Origin of the sequence: Paraburkholderia ginsengisoli NBRC 100965, assembly GCF_000739735.1 — a bacterium.
Classification (GTDB): domain Bacteria; phylum Pseudomonadota; class Gammaproteobacteria; order Burkholderiales; family Burkholderiaceae; genus Paraburkholderia; species Paraburkholderia ginsengisoli.
Window position 1 is genome coordinate 421104 of sequence record NZ_BBJF01000005.1, and the last position, 14926, is coordinate 436029.

Sequence of the window (14926 nt, forward strand, 5' to 3'; positions counted from 1 at the left end):
GTGTTCCGGCACCGGGCGTCCGCGCGAGGCGGACGGGCGACAGGGATGATTGGGGGCGGCGATGTGCGCGCGAAACTGGGATGATGCGCGCGGGTCGCCAGCCCTGAATCCTAACGCAATAAATGGCGCCATACCGTGGCGGAGCGCGGGCGGCGGCGCGGCGGAGGCGGTCGAGACGGCCTTGGGCGCGGTGGGGGTGTCGATTGGCGGGCGCCGGGCGCCGCCGCTGTCGCCGGGTTACGTGCGCCGCTCAGTCTTTCGCCGCGTACTCGCGGTCGAGCTTGTCGTACAGCGGTTTGTTGACGAGTCGCTGGCGCTCGCTGAACGGCGCGACGAGCGTCGCGTCTTCGTCGAGGCGGCCGTTGCTCTTCAGGCTGCCGAGCGCGCGCTGCATGCCCAGCACCGCGCCCTGCAGCGCCGCGTTCGCGTACAGCACGATCCCGTAGCCGAGTTTCGCGAGCGCCTCGCGCGATTGCACCGGCGTCTTTCCGCCGATCACGATGTTGATCAGCTGCGGTTTGTCGAACAGCGCCGGCAGACGCTCGATGTCGGCGAGCGATTCGGTCGCCTCGATGAACAGGATGTCGGCGCCGGCTTCGATGAAGCGGTGGCCGCGCTCGATCGCATCCTCGATGCCGTGGACCGCCGCCGAGTCCGTGCGCGCCATGATCTGCAGATTGCCGTCTTCGCGGGCATCGACGGCCGCGCGGATCTTGCCGACCATCTCGCTCGTCGCGACCACTTCCTTGCCGGAAAAGTGGCCACATTTTTTTGGCATCACCTGGTCTTCGAACTGGATCACGTCGGCGCCGCTGCGCTCGAGCACGCGCACGGTCTGGCGCACGTTGAGCGCGTTGCCGAAGCCGGTGTCGGCGTCGACGATCAGCGGCAGCGCGACCGCATCGCGAATCCGCGCGGTGTGTTCGGCGACTTCGGCAAGTCCGATGAAGCCGAGATCGGGCAGTCCGAGCGACATGTTGGTGACGCCCGCGCCCGTGATGTAGATCGCTTCGAAGCCAGCGTCTTCGATCACGCGCGCGCTCATCGCGTTGAAGGCGCCGGGGACGAGCAGGCCCTGGCGCTCGTTGACTTTGGCGCGGAAGGCGGCGCGGCGGGTGGCGGAAGTGGTCATGGGGTGTCTCCAGAGTAGAAAGTCGGGGGTGGACGCGGGCTATTGCGCAGGAAGTGTGCCATTAGAGGGCGGTTGCGGGTTTTTCTTTAGGAATCAAGGGGTTGCGTCCGACGGGCTGGAGTGATGTGTTTCGTGGCAGAATAGGTGGCTGTTTCGCGGAACGGTTCGTGGAACGTTTCATGGTGCGGTGGAGCCGCGGGGCCGGAGGCGGGTGTTCAGAGTTTGAGTTCGAGCCAAAAGCCCAAAAGCCCAAAAGCCCAAAAGCCCAAAAGCCCAAAAGCCCAAAAGCCCAAAAGCCCAAAAGCCCAAAAGCCCAAAAGCCCGACACCCCTAACTGCGCAGGAATCCCATGCCCATCTTCCCGCCGCCCCTCGCGACCACCACTCCCAGCCGGCCCGGCGTCGCACTCGTCAGTATCAGCCGGTTGCAGTCGCTTTGCGACACCGTCGCGCCGCGCTATGCCGACCACGCGAGGTTCTTCCCGGTCCGCGAAGGCTACGATGCGGCCGTCGCCGCATTGCAAGCCTATGTGGACGCGGGCTCGGTCGACGTGGTGCTGGCCGCCGGCTCGAACGGCGCGTATTTGCGCGACCACCTGAGCGTGCCGGTCGTCATGGTCAAGGTGAACGGCTTCGACGTGCTCAGCGCGATCACCCGCGCCACCACCACGTGGCCCGGCGCACGGATCGGGCTCGTGCTGCATGAAACGATTTCGCACGAACTCGCCGATCTCACCCCGTGGCTGAACGTCGGCCTGAAACAGCGCGCGTATCGCTCGATCGACGAAGTGCGGCTTGCCGTCGATACCCTCGCCGCCGAAGGCTGCAGCGTGATCATCGGTCCCGGCATGGCCTGCGACTTCGCGCAGCAGGCCGGCATGGAGAGCGTGTTCCTGTACTCGCTGGGCGCGGTCGAAGAGGCGTTCGAGCGCTCTGTCGAACTGGCGCGCGTGAGTCGTCAGAAGGAGTCGAAGCGCGTGCGCCTGAACACGATCGTCGCGCATCTGCGCGACGGCGTCGCCGCGTTCGACGAAGCGGGCCAGCTCGAAGCCGTCAACCCGGCGATGCTCGAACTGCTCGGCCTCGGCGCGCCGACGGATGCCCGCCTGGGAAGCGCCCCGAAAGACACCCGCGCGGCTAACCCCGACCACGACATCCCCGCGCAGGTGGCGCTCGCCGTCGCGCCGCTGCTGCGTGAAACGCTCGCGCACGACCAGCCGATCGACGAGCGGGTCGAGCAGATCGGCGGCCGCGCGCTGATCGTCAACTGCGTGCCGATCGTCGAGCACGGCGTGCGCACCGGCTCCGTGGTGACATTGCAGGACGCGCTGGTCGCGCAGCGGATCGACCGCTCGCTGCGCACCAGCCAGCGGCCGAAGCATCTGGTCGCGCGCCATCAACTGGACGATCTGATCGGCGATTCGCCCGCGCTGCAGCGCGTGCGCCGACTCGCGCGCGCCGGCGCGGCGCACGACGCGACCGTGCTCCTCACCGGCGAAAGCGGCACCGGCAAGGAGTTAGTCGCCCAAGGCATCCACAACGCCAGCCGACGGCGCGGCAATCCGTTTGTCGCGTTCAATTGCGCGGCGTTGCCGGAGGGGCTGATCGAGAGCGAACTGTTCGGCCACGAGGAGGGCGCGTTCACCGGCGCGCGTCGCGGCGGCAAGCCCGGCCTGTTCGAGATCGCGCATACCGGCACGATCTTCCTCGACGAAATCGGTGAGATGCCCGCCGCGTTGCAAAGCCGGCTGCTGCGCGTGCTGCAGGAGCGCGAGGTGATGAAACTCGGCGCCGGCCGCGCCACGCCGGTCGACGTGCGGGTCATTGCCGCAACGCACCGCGATCTGCATGCGCTGGTCGAGCAGGGCGCGTTTCGCGCGGATTTGTATTTTCGACTGAACCTGCTTCAGATAGAATTGCCGCCGCTGCGCGAACGGCGCGGCGATCTCACCCTCCTGGCGCGGCATCTGCTGAACCGCAGCGCGCTCCAGTACGGTCTGCCGGAGGCGGCGCAGGAGCGGGTGCTGACGTTCCTCACACCGCTCTTCGAACATTACGCGTGGCCAGGCAATGTTCGGGAGCTGGAAAACCTGCTGGCGCGAGCGGCGATTTATTCCGGCGACGCAGCGGCGGAAGCGTCGCAGGATTGGCAGGCGGTATTCCCTGAATTTGGGCGGATGACGCAGGCGGCCGTGCTCAAAGCAGATTCCGCGGCGTCGAACGGCGCCGGCGGGACGGCCGTTCGAGCCGCTACAATCGGCAACACTTCCAGCCGCGTCACGCCGACGCGCGAAGACGTCCAGCGCGCCATCGACCAGCACGGCGGCAACCGCGCCGCGGCCAGCCGGGCGCTGGGGATCGGCCGAACCACGCTGTGGCGACTACTGAAGAATTGAACCCGATAGGCGGCGGTAGCAAAATAAATAGCGACAGACTATCACTATCATTAAAACAATCCGCTTTACCTATTAAGCGTCGTCTGAGATACTGGCTCCACTTTCCAACCACTCAGAAAGAGGACTCAGCAAATGCCGATCATCAACAGTCAAGTCAAACCGTTCAAGGCACAGGCTTATCACAACGGCGATTTCGTGACCGTCACTGAAGAAAGCCTGAAGGGCAAGTGGTCGGTTTTCGTTTTCTATCCGGCCGACTTCACGTTTGTTTGCCCGACCGAACTGGGTGACCTGGCCGATCGCTACGCCGATTTCCAGAAGCTCGGCGTCGAAATCTACAGCGTGTCGACCGATACGCACTTCACTCACAAGGCATGGCACGACACGTCGGACACGATCCAGAAGATCAAGTATCCGATGATCGCTGACCCGACGCTGGCCATCTCGCGCAACTTCGACGTGCTGATCGAAGAAGAAGGCCTGGCGCTGCGCGGCACGTTCGTGATCAACCCGGAAGGCGAGATCAAGCTGTGCGAAGTGCACGACAACGGCATCGGCCGTGACGCAGGCGAACTGCTGCGCAAGGTGCAGGCTGCGCAATACATCGCGGCTCACCCGGGTGAAGTTTGCCCCGCCAAGTGGACGCCGGGCGCTGAAACGCTGACCCCGTCGCTGGACCTGATCGGCAAGATCTAAGGTTTTCGGACCTTTCGCAGTCGGCGCCTCGCGGCGCCCAGGCATCATCCGAGCAGTACCGTGCGGGCCGCTTCATACAGCGGCTCGCGCGTCCCAGGGCCGCACCTGTTCTATCCGGACTGCGTGCGGCGCCGGGAAAACAACACCCCACGTCACGGAATCGAATCGCCATGCTTGACGCCAATCTCAAGACTCAGTTGAAAACGTACCTCGAGAAGGTTAGTAACCCTATCGAAATCGTCGCATCGCTCGACGACAGCGCGAAATCGCAGGAGCTGCTGGCATTGCTGAACGATATCGCGACGTTGTCGAATCGCGTAACCGTGGTCGAACGCCGCGGCGACAGCGAACGCAAGCCGTCGTTTTCGATCAGCGAGCCGGGCAAGGATACGGGCATCCGTTTCGCCGGCATTCCGATGGGGCATGAATTCACGTCGCTCGTCCTCGCGTTGCTGCAGGTCGGCGGCCATCCGGTCAAACTCGACGACGCGGTGATCGAACAGATCCGCAATCTCGACGGCGACTATCAATTCGAAACGTATTTCTCGCTGTCATGCCAGAACTGCCCGGAAGTCGTCCAGGCGCTGAACGTGATGGCGCTGATCAACCCGCGCATCCGCCACGTGGCGATCGACGGCGCGCTGTTCCAGAACGAAGTCGAAGCGCGCCAGATCATGGCGGTACCGACGATGTTCATGAACGGCGAAGTGTTCGGCCAGGGCCGCAGCGGCGTGAAGGAAATCCTCGCGAAGCTCGACACGAATGCCGGCGCGCGTGCCGCGAAGGAACTGGAAAAGAAGCCGGTGTTCGACACGCTGATCGTCGGCGGCGGCCCCGCAGGCGCGGCGGCTGCGATCTACTCGGCGCGCAAGGGCATTGCGACGGGCGTGGTGGCGGAACGCTTCGGCGGCCAGGTGCTGGACACGCTCGCCATCGAAAACTTCGTCTCGGTGACGGAAACCGAAGGGCCGAAGTTCGCGACGGCGCTCGAACAGCACGTGAAGACCTATGAGGTCGACATCATGGACGTGCAGCGCGCCGAAGCGCTGATTCCGGGGCGCATCAACGAAGTGCGTCTGGCCAATGGCGCGGTGCTCAAGGCGAAGACCATCATTCTGGCGACCGGTGCGCGCTGGCGCGAAATCAACGTGCCGGGCGAGCGGGAGTATCGCAATCATGGCGTCGCGTATTGCCCGCATTGCGACGGCCCGCTGTTCAAGGGCAAGCGCGTGGCGGTGATCGGTGGCGGCAATTCGGGCGTCGAAGCGGCCATCGACCTCGCGGGTATCGCGCGTGAGGTGACGCTGTTCGAATTCGGCGCAACGCTGCGTGCCGACGAAGTCCTGCAACGCAAGCTGCGCAGCCTCGGGAACGTGACCATCGTCACGCAGGCACAGACCACGGAAATCACCGGCGACGGCAAGAAGGTCAACGGTCTGGTCTACAAGGACCTGACCTCTGGTGAAGTGAAGAAGGTCGAACTGGAAGGCGTGTTCGTGCAGATCGGCCTCGTGCCGAACACCGAATGGCTCAAGGGCACGGTCGAGTTGTCGAAGCATGGCGAGATCGTCGTCGATGCACGCGGCGCGACGTCGGTGCCGGGTGTGTTCGCCGCGGGCGACGTGACCACGGTGCCGTTCAAGCAGATCGTGATCGCGGTGGGCGAGGGCGCGAAGGCATCGCTGTCCGCATTCGATCACCTGATCCGCAACAGCGAAGGAGTCGAAGCCGTCAGCGAGGCCGAAGCCGAAGCAACGGTTTGATGTAGTCGGTGTGTGTTGTGAGCGGCGGCCTGCGGGCCGCCGTTTTTGTTTGCGCGTCAGACAAGCCCCCGCGAAAGCGGGCTGCTTTTCGCGTTTTGCGCGCGAGCGGCGGTGAGCGCGAAGACGTTGACGCTCGCGTACGTGCCGCCGCTCTGTTTCCGCGCGCAATCAAATATTTTGCTCGGCGATTTGCGAGCTAGCCGAAGCATGTCGCAAAGAAAAGCCGCCCGACGCGATGTCGGGCGGCTTTCTGTCAGGTGCAGGACGTGGCGCTAACGGCGGTCGATTGAATACTTGCCGGCACCGGTCACGCATAACAACAACAGGCCGCCCATAAGGGCGATGTTCTTGTAGAAGTGGATCATGTTGTCGTACTGCATTGCGCCGGTCATGTTCCAGTAGTGGTGGCCGATGATCGCGGTGCCCAGCGTATAAACCGCGAGCAACAGAGCCAGCGGCCGCGTGAAGAATCCCAGCAGCAACGCGACGCCCACGCCCAGTTCCATCACCACCGCGATGATCGCCGACACTTGCGGCACGGGCGCGCCGCTCGAAGTCATATAAGCGACGGTGCCGGAAAATCCGGTCAGTTTCGACCAGCCGAACATCACGAACAGCACCATCAGCAAGATACGGGCGACGAGAATGATCCCGTCTTTCTGGTTGTCAAATAGCGTATAGCGCATGCTTTTTTTTCAGGGGTATGAGGAAGGTGCGGCTCGCCGGACCTCGTCGTCCGGCGAGCCGCGTTCAGAGGGACGCGATCGAGCCAGTCAAGCCCACAACGCCGACGTCTCGATGTTGCGAAGATCGAACACCAACACTTCCGCGTCATGGCCTTGCGTGAAAGTCAGCGCCTCTTCGCCGCGCACGCGTGCGCCGTCACCTTCGCCGAGTTCGACGCCGTTCACGGTGACGCTGCCGCGCGCCACGTGGACGTACGCGTAACGGTCGTTGGCCAGTTCGAGCCGTGCCGTTTCCGCGCCGTCGAACAGACCGGCATACACGCGCGCATCCTGCTGGAGCGCCAGCGAACCGTTCGCGCCGTCCGGTGACAACACGAGGCGCAGCACGCCGCGCTTCTCGTCCGCACCGAAGTGCCGCTGCTGATAACGCGGCGCCGTGCCCTTGTCGGCCGGCGCGATCCAGATTTGCAGGAAGTGCACCGGCTCGCTCTTCGAATGGTTGTATTCGCTGTGCGCCACGCCGGTTCCCGCGCTCATCAACTGGATGTCGCCGGGCACGATCACCGAACCGGTGCCCATCGTGTCCTTATGTTCGAGCGCGCCTTCCAGCACGTACGAGAAGATCTCCATGTCGCGGTGCGGGTGCTTGCCGAAGCCTTGCGCCGGCGCAACACGGTCGTCGTTGATCACGAGCAGGTCGGAGAAGCCGTTCTGCTTCGGATCATGATAGTTGGCGAACGAAAACGTGTGACGCGAGCTGAGCCAGCCGTGTTCCGCACGACCGCGTTGCTTGGCTTGTCTGATTTCGAGCATCTTTCTTCTCCTTTGAGTTGTGCGATCCGGGCCAGAGGTGTGTCCGCGATCCATGAATGACAGTGTAGGTCAATCCGGATGGCTATAATCTCAGTTAAAGCGGAAACACTGTCACCATGGAGTGGACAATTCGATGCAACTCGAAGACATGCGGATTTTCGTCGCCACCGTCGACGCGCATAACTTCACCGCGGCGGCCAACCGTCTCTCGCTGTCGAAGCAGTTCGTCAGCCGCCGGGTGATGGCACTGGAAGAGGCGCTCGGCGTGCAATTGCTGGTCCGCAATACGCGCAAGCTCGCCGTGACCGACCTCGGGCAGGAGTTTTACGAGCGCGCCAAACGCATCCTCGGCGAAGTGGAGGATGCCGAGCAGGCGATGTCGCTGCGCCGCGCCGGTCCGCGCGGACTGCTGCGTGTGAGCGCGCCGATGTCGTTCGGCATGCTGCATCTGTCGCCGCTGGTGGCGCTGTTCCTGCGTGAACACAGCGACGTGCGCTTCGACATGGAACTGAGCGACCGCACCGTCGACGTGATCGGCGAAGGCTTCGACATGGCGATCCGCATCGGCACGCTGGCCGATTCCACGCTGATCGCGCAGAAGCTCGTCGATGTGAGGATGGTCGCGTGTTGCAGTCCGGGATACGCGAGGCGCCGGGGCAAGCCTGCGACGCCGGCGGATCTGCAACGTCATTCATGCCTGTTGTACGGACATGGCGGCGCGGTCAGTTGGGACTTCGTGGTGGACGGCGTAGTGAAGGGTGTCGAAGTGCAGGGGCCGTTGCGGGCCAACAATGGCGATCTGATTCGCGACGCGGCCGTGGCCGGATTGGGGATCGTTCGGCTTCCTGACTTTATTGTCGCCGACGCGATCAGGAGCGGCCAACTGGTGCCGGTTCTCGAAGCGTTCATGCCGGACGCGACGAGCGTCTACGCGGTGTATCCGCAGCATCGGCAAAGCTCGGTGACGATTCGGGCTTTTGTGGAATTCCTGCGCAAGCACTTGAAGAAGACGCTGGCGGTGTGATGCGCGGGAGTGGGTGCTTGTGTGCGCGGCGGGTCAGCGACCGGTGACTTGTCCGCGAATTTCAACCAGCTGCCGGTAACGCCTGCCAGCCAGCGAGGGCTTACACAGCCTCTGTGGTCCACAGGGTTCATACGCAAGCGGCGGCGCAAGCCCCGCCTGCGCCGCCGCTTGCCACCCGTGCCTAACGCATTACGCGGTGCGCTTCAGCCACGTTACCGCCTCATCCATTGCGGAAAATAAAGCTGTACCCGTTCAACGCCGGCACGCCGCCCAGGTGCGCGTACAACACACGCGAGCCTTCCGGGAATTCCCCATTGCGCACCATCCCGATCATCCCGTGCATCGACTTGCCCTCATACACCGGGTCGGTCAGCACGCCTTCGAGTCGCGCGCACAAGCGGATCGCCTCCAGCGTGCCGTCGTTCGGCAGACCGTATTCCGGGCCGCCGAAACGCTCGTCCAGCACGACGTCCTTCGCCGTGATGTCGCGGCCCAGGTCGACACGCTCCGCGGTCTGCTTCGCGATGCGCGTGATCTGCTCGCGGGTCTGCGCGGGTTTAGCCGATGCATCGATGCCGATCACGCGCTCGGCGCGGCCGTCGGCGGCAAAGCCCACCACCATGCCCGCCTGCGTGCTGCCCGTCACCGAGCACACGACGATGTAGTCGAACCTGAAGCCCAACTCGGCCTCCTGCTGACGTACTTCGTCCGCGAAGCCGACGAAGCCGAGGCCGCCCAGCGGATGATCGGAGCAGCCGCCCGGAATCGCGTACGGCTTACCGCCGGCGGCGCGCACACTTTCCAGCGCGTCCTCCCAGCTCTTGCGAAAGCCGATGTCGAAGCCATCGCTCACCAGCCGCACGTCGGCGCCGAGAATGCGCGACATCTGGATGTTGCCGACGCGGTCGTACACGGCATCCGAATAGTTGACCCAGTTCTCCTGCACGAGCACGCACTTCATGCCCAGATGCGCGGCGACCGCCGCCACCTGGCGCGTCTGGTTCGACTGGATGCCGCCGATCGACACCAGCGTGTCGCAACCCTGTGCGAGCGCTTCGGGGATCAGATATTCGAGCTTGCGCGTCTTGTTGCCGCCGAACGCAAACCCGCTGTTGCAGTCCTCGCGCTTCGCATACAGATGCACCTTGCCGCCGAGGTGGTCGCTCAGGCGCTTGAGCGGCTGGATCGGCGTCGGTCCAAAGGTGAGCGGGTAGCGGGGGAATCGTTGCAGGTTCATGGCAGCTCCGTGGTCAGTGAGTTTCGACGCGAACGGCAAGGCGTCGCGGTGAATCAATGGTAGGGAAAAGCATCTGAAATGAGCTTGCGAAAAAATTCCTGTCGGCCTACTTTTGCAAATGCCATCTTGTATTACAGTTAATAAAACATCGTCGAGACAAACATGAACGCAACAAAAATCCGTACGACGGCGAAAGCGGCCGCGGCGTCCAGCGCTCAGGCAGACCCGTTGCAGGCGCTCGACCGCATCGACCGCGCGATCCTGCGGCAGTTGCAAACCGACGCATCCATCTCGAACGTCGCGCTGGCGGCAAAAGTCAAGCTGAGTGCGCCGGCCTGTTTGCGGCGCGTCGAGCGGTTGAAAGAGGCGGGTTTGATTCGCGGTGTAGTCGCGTTGATCGATCCGAAAGCGGCCGGTGCGGGGATGCTGGTGATCATCGGCGTGGTGCTGGACCGATCCACGCCTGAGTCGTTCGCCGAGTTCGAGAAAGCCGCGCAGAAGGTGCCGGGCTGCATGGAGTGCCACGTCGTGACCGGTGAGTTCGACTATTTCATGACCATCCGTACGCGCGACAGCGACAGCTTCAATCGCCTGCACGCCGAGCAATTGCTTTATCTGCCGGGCGTGCGGCAGATCCGCTCGTTCATGGTGCTCAAGGAAATTCTGTCGACCACGAAATTTCCGTTGTGAGCCGCGCCGTCACGCGAAAAGGCGTGCATGCTGCGATAGGGGGGCGCGCCGATTGCATCGACGTGCGAGCGACAGGCGGGATGATCGGATCGAACCAGGACGAACATCATGGACTTCGGAAAACGCATTGACGGCAGGGCGGTGCGCTCGCGCGTGGCGGCGTTTCCGGTTTCGCCCGGCATCGGCGCGCTGGCGCTGACGGTGGCGCTGTTACTGGGGACGCTGGCGCGCCAGGCATTCGCGGCGGAGACCGCGGTGGTGATCGCACCGCCCGCGCTCGACGAGCCGATCTCCGCGAGCACGGTCCACGAAGAAACCGCGGTGTTCGCGGGCGGCTGCTTCTGGGGCGTGCAGGGCGTGTTCCAGCACGTGCGCGGCGTCATGAAGGCGGTGTCCGGCTATTCCGGCGGTGCGCGCGATACCGCGGACTACGAGATCGTCAGCGGCGGCGAGACCGGTCACGCGGAATCCGTGCAGGTCACGTTCGACCCGACCAAGGTCACGTACGGCCAGCTATTGCAGGTCTACTTTTCGGTGATCCAGGACCCAACGCAGTTGAACCGGCAGGGGCCGGACAGCGGCACGCAATACCGCTCCGCGCTGTTTCCGTTGAACGACATGCAGCGCCGCGTCGCGCAGAGCTATATCGCGCAACTCGAGAAAGCGCGCTCGTTTCCGGCGCCGATCGTGACGCGCACCGAGCCGTTCAAGGGCTTTTATCCGGCTGAGGCGTATCACCAGAACTATCTGACGCTGCATCCAAACTCCGCGTATATCGCGTTCAACGATCTGCCGAAGGTCGCCAATCTGAAGCGCCTATTCCCCAACCTGTATCGCGACAAACCCGTGCTGGTCGAAGCCGCCCAATAACGGAGCCGGCCGTCGCCAGCAGGCTCTGCAACGCCGCATTGCGTTGAGCAGACCAACCTCTGACCGCATGTCCGCATGCGCTCCCGTCCCCGCGCTCGCCTTCGATTCGAACCGTCTCCCTACCAATGTGGCGCGTATTTTGCACATATGCGTCGGTCGGCATATTTTTCTCATGAACCTGTTCATACACAAGTCCGCCCGGGACCGCGTGGCGGGCCGTTTGAACAGCGTGTTTGCCGAGCAGTGCGTGTCGTTCCCTGAAAAAATTACATGCCGTAAGTAATAGCGCGTGGTCGCCCGAGGGCTTGCTTTGCCGTTGCGGACTTCGGGCGAGAACATAACCCCCTTCGCGATACGCGAGATCGGAGGCTTCTGGTGTTGAACAGCCGTAGAAAGCGGAGCGGCAAGCTCCGCAATAAACAAACAGGCATCGCGGCGACGTCTCTGGTGGCCGTGACCCTCGGCGGCATTGCCTGCCTGCCAGGCTTGGCGTCCGCGCAGACGCCCTCGCCATTGGGCGAATGGCAATACTCGGTTGGTATTCCGTTGCAGAAGATGTATCAACCGAACATTCCCGACTGGCAGGTGCGCCTCGGCGCGGCGGCGTCGTTCCAGCCGCGCTTTGAGGGCTCCCAGCGCTATCACGTGGTCGCCGGACCGAGCATCGACGTGCGCTACAAGGACCTGTTCTTCCTGTCGAGCGGCGAAGGCTTCGGCGTCAACTTCGCGCAGGGCGAGAACTGGCGCATGAGTCTCGCCGCCGTCTACGACCTTGGGCGTCGCGGCCAGGACGATCCTCAGGAGCTGAACGGGCTCGGCAACATCAACGCGGCGCCGGGTCTCAAACTGGCGGGCGAATATGTGGTGTCGAAGGACTTCCCGCTGGTGCTGCGCGCGGATATCCGGCGTTACTTCGGCGGCTCGAATGGCTGGATCGGCGACCTGGGCGCCTATATGCCGCTGCCGGGCAGTTCGAAAACGTTCTTCTGGTTCGCCGGTCCGAACGTGTCGCTCGCGGATTCCACGTACATGAACAGCTGGTTCGGCGTCAACCAGCAGCAGGCCGCGAACTCGCACTTGTCGCAATACCACGCGAGCGCGGGCTTCAAGTCGGTGGGCTTCGGCGTGAGCGCGGTGTGGCTGTTCAACAAGCATTGGTTCGCGACGGCGGACGGCGCATTCCAGCAACTGGTCGGCAGTGCCGGCAATAGTCCGGTCACGCGCAGCCGGGCCAATGGCGTGGCCGACGTTTCGATCAACTATCGCTTCTGACGCGAGGCTTCACAGCAGGGCCTCCCTACCCACAAACGGGACGGCGGCGGTTCGCCGTCGCCGTTCCAATCGCCGCGAGCGGCGTCGGTCGTTGGCGGGTACATCGTTTGCTCCCCGGTTATTGCGCGTGAGACGGACTTCCACCGCCGCGCCCGAACACATACCGAACAAGGAGCTCCCCCCATGGCAGGTAAAACGAGCACGCGGACGCCCGCGGCAGCACCCGCTCAAGCGAACGACCCGAAATCGAAAGACCTCGAACAGTTTCGAGTGAGTCCTGAAGGCCAGGCGCTGAGAACCAATCAGGGCGTCAAGATCTCCGACAATCAGAACACGCTGCGAGCCGGCCCGCGCGGTCCGTCGTTGCTCGAAGACTTCATCATGCGTGAGAAGATCACGCACTTCGATCACGAGCGCATCCCCGAGCGCATCGTGCATGCGCGCGGCTCGGCCGCGCATGGCGTGTTTCAGGTGTACGAGTCGCTGAGCGAGTACACCAAGGCCGCGTTCCTGCAGGACCCGTCGGTGCAGACGCCGGTCTACGTGCGTTTTTCGACGGTGCAGGGGCCGCGCGGTTCGGCCGACACCGTGCGCGACGTGCGCGGCTTCGCGGTGAAGTTCTACACCCAGGAAGGTAATTACGATCTGGTCGGCAACAACATGCCGGTGTTCTTCATTCAGGACGCCATCAAGTTTCCGGACTTCGTGCACGCGGTGAAACCGGAAGCGCCGAACGAGATGCCGACCGGCGGCTCCGCGCACGACACCTTCTGGGACTTCGTATCGCTCGTGCCCGAGTCCGCGCACATGGTGCTGTGGACCATGTCGGATCGCGCGATTCCACGCAGCCTGCGCACGATGGAAGGCTTCGGCATTCACACGTTCCGTTTCGTCAACGCGCAAGGCAAGGGACGTTTCGTCAAATTCCACTGGCGTCCGGTGCTGGGCTCGTACTCGCTGCTGTGGGACGAAGCGCAGAAGCTCGCGGGTAAAGACCCGGATTTTCATCGGCGCGATCTGTGGGAATCGATCGAGCGGGGCGACTTTCCCGAGTTCGAACTCGGCGTGCAGATCGTCGAGGAAGAGGACGAGCACAAGTTCGACTTCGATCTGCTCGATCCGACCAAGCTGATTCCGGAGGAACTGGTGCCGGTGAAGATCGTCGGCAAGATGACGCTCAATCGCAATCCGGACAACTTCTTCGCCGAGACCGAACAGGTCGCGTTTCATCCGGGCCATGTCGTGCCGGGCATCGACTTCTCGAACGATCCGCTGCTGCAAGGCCGTCTGTTCTCGTACACGGATACGCAGATCAGCCGCCTGGGCGGTCCGAACTTCCACGAGATTCCGATCAACCGGCCGGTCTGCCCGTTCGTCAACAATCAGCGCGATGCGATGCATCGTCAGGCGATCCATGTCGGCCAGGCGTCGTACGAGCCGAATTCGCTGAACGGCGGCTGGCCGAAGGAAACCGATCCGGCGGCGTCGGACGGCGGCTTCGAAAGCTATCAGGAGCGCGTGGACGGCACCAAGATCCGCGTGCGCAGCGAATCGTTCGCCGATCACTTCTCGCAGGCCGCCATGTTTTACAACAGCATGTCGCAGCCCGAGAAAGATCACATCGCCGCCGCGTATCAGTTCGAACTCGGCAAGGTGAGCAAGCCGGAGATTCGCGCCCGCGTGGTCAACGAGATTCTCGCCAATTTCGATGTGGGACTGGCTGCGCAAGTCGCCGAAGGTCTGGGTTTGCCGGCGCCGAAGAAGGGCACGGCGAAACTTGCCGGGCCGAAGGAGTCGCCCGCGTTGAGTTTGCTCAATCGCGTGAAGCCCGGCATCAAGACGCGCAAGATCGCGTTGCTGGCCGCGCCGGGTTCCGACGGCGCCGCGATTCGCAAGCTGCAGCAGGCGCTCCAGGCCGAGGGCGCGACGCCGATGCTGATCGCGCCGACGCTTGCCGCGATCGACGGTCTCGCGCCGGACGCGACGATCGCCGGACTGCCGTCGATCATGTTCGACGCGGTGATCGTCGTGGGCGGCGAAGCGGGCGCGAAGGCGCTCGCGCAATCGGGCGATGCGCGGCACTTCGTGCTCGAAGCGTTCAAGCATCTGAAAGCGATTGCCGCGCTCGGCGCGGGGCGCGACGTACTGGCCGCCGCGCATCTGCCGGACAATGCGGACGGCGTCGCGACTGGCGACGATAAGCAGGTTAAGGACGTGCTGAATGCGTTCGTCGCGGCGGCGGGGCAGCATCGCGTGTGGGCGCGCGCGGCGCAGGCGGAGACGGTGCCGGCGTAGCGACCGGCCCCGGCGCGCAAGCGTGCATGCTCACGCGCGACAGTGCAGTGAAG

General features: G+C 63.8%; 12 protein-coding genes. 8 read left to right on the plus strand and 4 right to left on the minus strand.

Going from position 1 to position 14926, the window contains the following annotated elements; translation table 11 throughout:
- Positions 1 to 250: 250 nt before the first annotated feature.
- On the minus strand, positions 251 to 1132 hold the full coding sequence (locus BGI01S_RS11160; protein WP_042325256.1) for an isocitrate lyase/PEP mutase family protein: 882 nt from the start codon (positions 1130 to 1132) through the stop codon (positions 251 to 253).
- Positions 1133 to 1481: 349 nt separating this feature from the next.
- On the opposite strand from BGI01S_RS11160, the gene prpR reads away from it, so the two are divergent.
- From prpR to ahpF, 3 genes are all read left to right on the plus strand, one after another.
- Positions 1482 to 3527, plus strand: a complete 2046-nt coding sequence (gene prpR, locus BGI01S_RS11165; protein WP_042325258.1) for a propionate catabolism operon regulatory protein PrpR — start codon at positions 1482 to 1484, stop codon at positions 3525 to 3527.
- Positions 3528 to 3659: 132 nt separating this feature from the next.
- The gene (ahpC, locus tag BGI01S_RS11170; protein ID WP_020067922.1) at positions 3660 to 4223 is read left to right on the plus strand and encodes an alkyl hydroperoxide reductase subunit C; all 564 of its coding nucleotides are present in this window, start codon (positions 3660 to 3662) and stop codon (positions 4221 to 4223) included.
- Between the two features lie 170 nt (positions 4224 to 4393).
- Positions 4394 to 5986: an alkyl hydroperoxide reductase subunit F gene (gene ahpF, locus BGI01S_RS11175; RefSeq protein WP_042325260.1), complete on the plus strand. Its 1593-nt coding sequence runs from the start codon at positions 4394 to 4396 to the stop codon at positions 5984 to 5986.
- A gap of 272 nt (positions 5987 to 6258) precedes the next feature.
- Here ahpF and BGI01S_RS11180 read toward each other — a convergent pair whose 3' ends face one another.
- Together BGI01S_RS11180 and BGI01S_RS11185 are read right to left on the minus strand one after the other, a co-directional pair.
- Positions 6259 to 6672: a DoxX family protein gene (locus BGI01S_RS11180; RefSeq protein WP_042325261.1), complete on the minus strand. Its 414-nt coding sequence runs from the start codon at positions 6670 to 6672 to the stop codon at positions 6259 to 6261.
- Between the two features lie 87 nt (positions 6673 to 6759).
- Positions 6760 to 7485 (minus strand): pirin family protein, encoded by a 726-nt coding sequence (locus BGI01S_RS11185; RefSeq protein ID WP_042325263.1) that lies wholly within the window; start codon positions 7483 to 7485, stop codon positions 6760 to 6762.
- A gap of 133 nt (positions 7486 to 7618) precedes the next feature.
- Between BGI01S_RS11185 and BGI01S_RS11190 the strand changes: the two genes are divergently transcribed.
- On the plus strand, positions 7619 to 8509 hold the full coding sequence (locus tag BGI01S_RS11190; RefSeq protein ID WP_042325265.1) for a LysR family transcriptional regulator: 891 nt from the start codon (positions 7619 to 7621) through the stop codon (positions 8507 to 8509).
- Positions 8510 to 8729: 220 nt separating this feature from the next.
- Here the strand turns inward: BGI01S_RS11190 and BGI01S_RS11195 are convergent, their stop codons facing one another.
- Positions 8730 to 9746, minus strand: coding sequence for a 1-aminocyclopropane-1-carboxylate deaminase (locus tag BGI01S_RS11195; protein WP_042325267.1), 1017 nt, complete (start codon positions 9744 to 9746; stop codon positions 8730 to 8732).
- A gap of 162 nt (positions 9747 to 9908) precedes the next feature.
- Here BGI01S_RS11195 and BGI01S_RS11200 point away from each other — a divergent pair, with 162 nt between their 5' ends.
- The 4 genes from BGI01S_RS11200 to katE all read left to right on the plus strand — a co-directional run bounded on the left by BGI01S_RS11200 (position 9909) and on the right by katE (position 14873).
- Complete coding sequence (locus BGI01S_RS11200) at positions 9909 to 10436, plus strand: Lrp/AsnC family transcriptional regulator (protein ID WP_042325269.1); 528 nt, start codon at positions 9909 to 9911, stop codon at positions 10434 to 10436.
- A 108-nt stretch (positions 10437 to 10544) separates the two neighbouring features.
- On the plus strand, positions 10545 to 11306 hold the full coding sequence (msrA, locus tag BGI01S_RS11205; protein ID WP_042325271.1) for a peptide-methionine (S)-S-oxide reductase MsrA: 762 nt from the start codon (positions 10545 to 10547) through the stop codon (positions 11304 to 11306).
- A gap of 375 nt (positions 11307 to 11681) precedes the next feature.
- A complete protein-coding gene (locus BGI01S_RS11210) occupies positions 11682 to 12578 on the plus strand; it encodes a MipA/OmpV family protein (protein ID WP_042325273.1) in 897 nt (298 codons plus the stop codon).
- A 120-nt stretch (positions 12579 to 12698) separates the two neighbouring features.
- Complete coding sequence (katE, locus tag BGI01S_RS11215; protein ID WP_084585336.1) at positions 12699 to 14873, plus strand: catalase HPII; 2175 nt, start codon at positions 12699 to 12701, stop codon at positions 14871 to 14873.
- Positions 14874 to 14926 lie beyond the last annotated feature (53 nt).

What these genes read in the sequence shown, in the direction of transcription:
- BGI01S_RS11160 (WP_042325256.1), bottom strand. Translation starts at nt 1,132, where the DNA reads ATGACCACTTCCGCCACCCGCCGCGCCGCCTTCCGCGCCAAAGTCAAC.
- prpR (WP_042325258.1), top strand. Translation starts at nt 1,482, where the DNA reads ATGCCCATCTTCCCGCCGCCCCTCGCGACCACCACTCCCAGCCGGCCC.
- ahpC (WP_020067922.1), top strand. Translation starts at nt 3,660, where the DNA reads ATGCCGATCATCAACAGTCAAGTCAAACCGTTCAAGGCACAGGCTTAT.
- ahpF (WP_042325260.1), top strand. Translation starts at nt 4,394, where the DNA reads ATGCTTGACGCCAATCTCAAGACTCAGTTGAAAACGTACCTCGAGAAG.
- BGI01S_RS11180 (WP_042325261.1), bottom strand. Translation starts at nt 6,672, where the DNA reads ATGCGCTATACGCTATTTGACAACCAGAAAGACGGGATCATTCTCGTC.
- BGI01S_RS11185 (WP_042325263.1), bottom strand. Translation starts at nt 7,485, where the DNA reads ATGCTCGAAATCAGACAAGCCAAGCAACGCGGTCGTGCGGAACACGGC.
- BGI01S_RS11190 (WP_042325265.1), top strand. Translation starts at nt 7,619, where the DNA reads ATGCAACTCGAAGACATGCGGATTTTCGTCGCCACCGTCGACGCGCAT.
- BGI01S_RS11195 (WP_042325267.1), bottom strand. Translation starts at nt 9,746, where the DNA reads ATGAACCTGCAACGATTCCCCCGCTACCCGCTCACCTTTGGACCGACG.
- BGI01S_RS11200 (WP_042325269.1), top strand. Translation starts at nt 9,909, where the DNA reads ATGAACGCAACAAAAATCCGTACGACGGCGAAAGCGGCCGCGGCGTCC.
- msrA (WP_042325271.1), top strand. Translation starts at nt 10,545, where the DNA reads ATGGACTTCGGAAAACGCATTGACGGCAGGGCGGTGCGCTCGCGCGTG.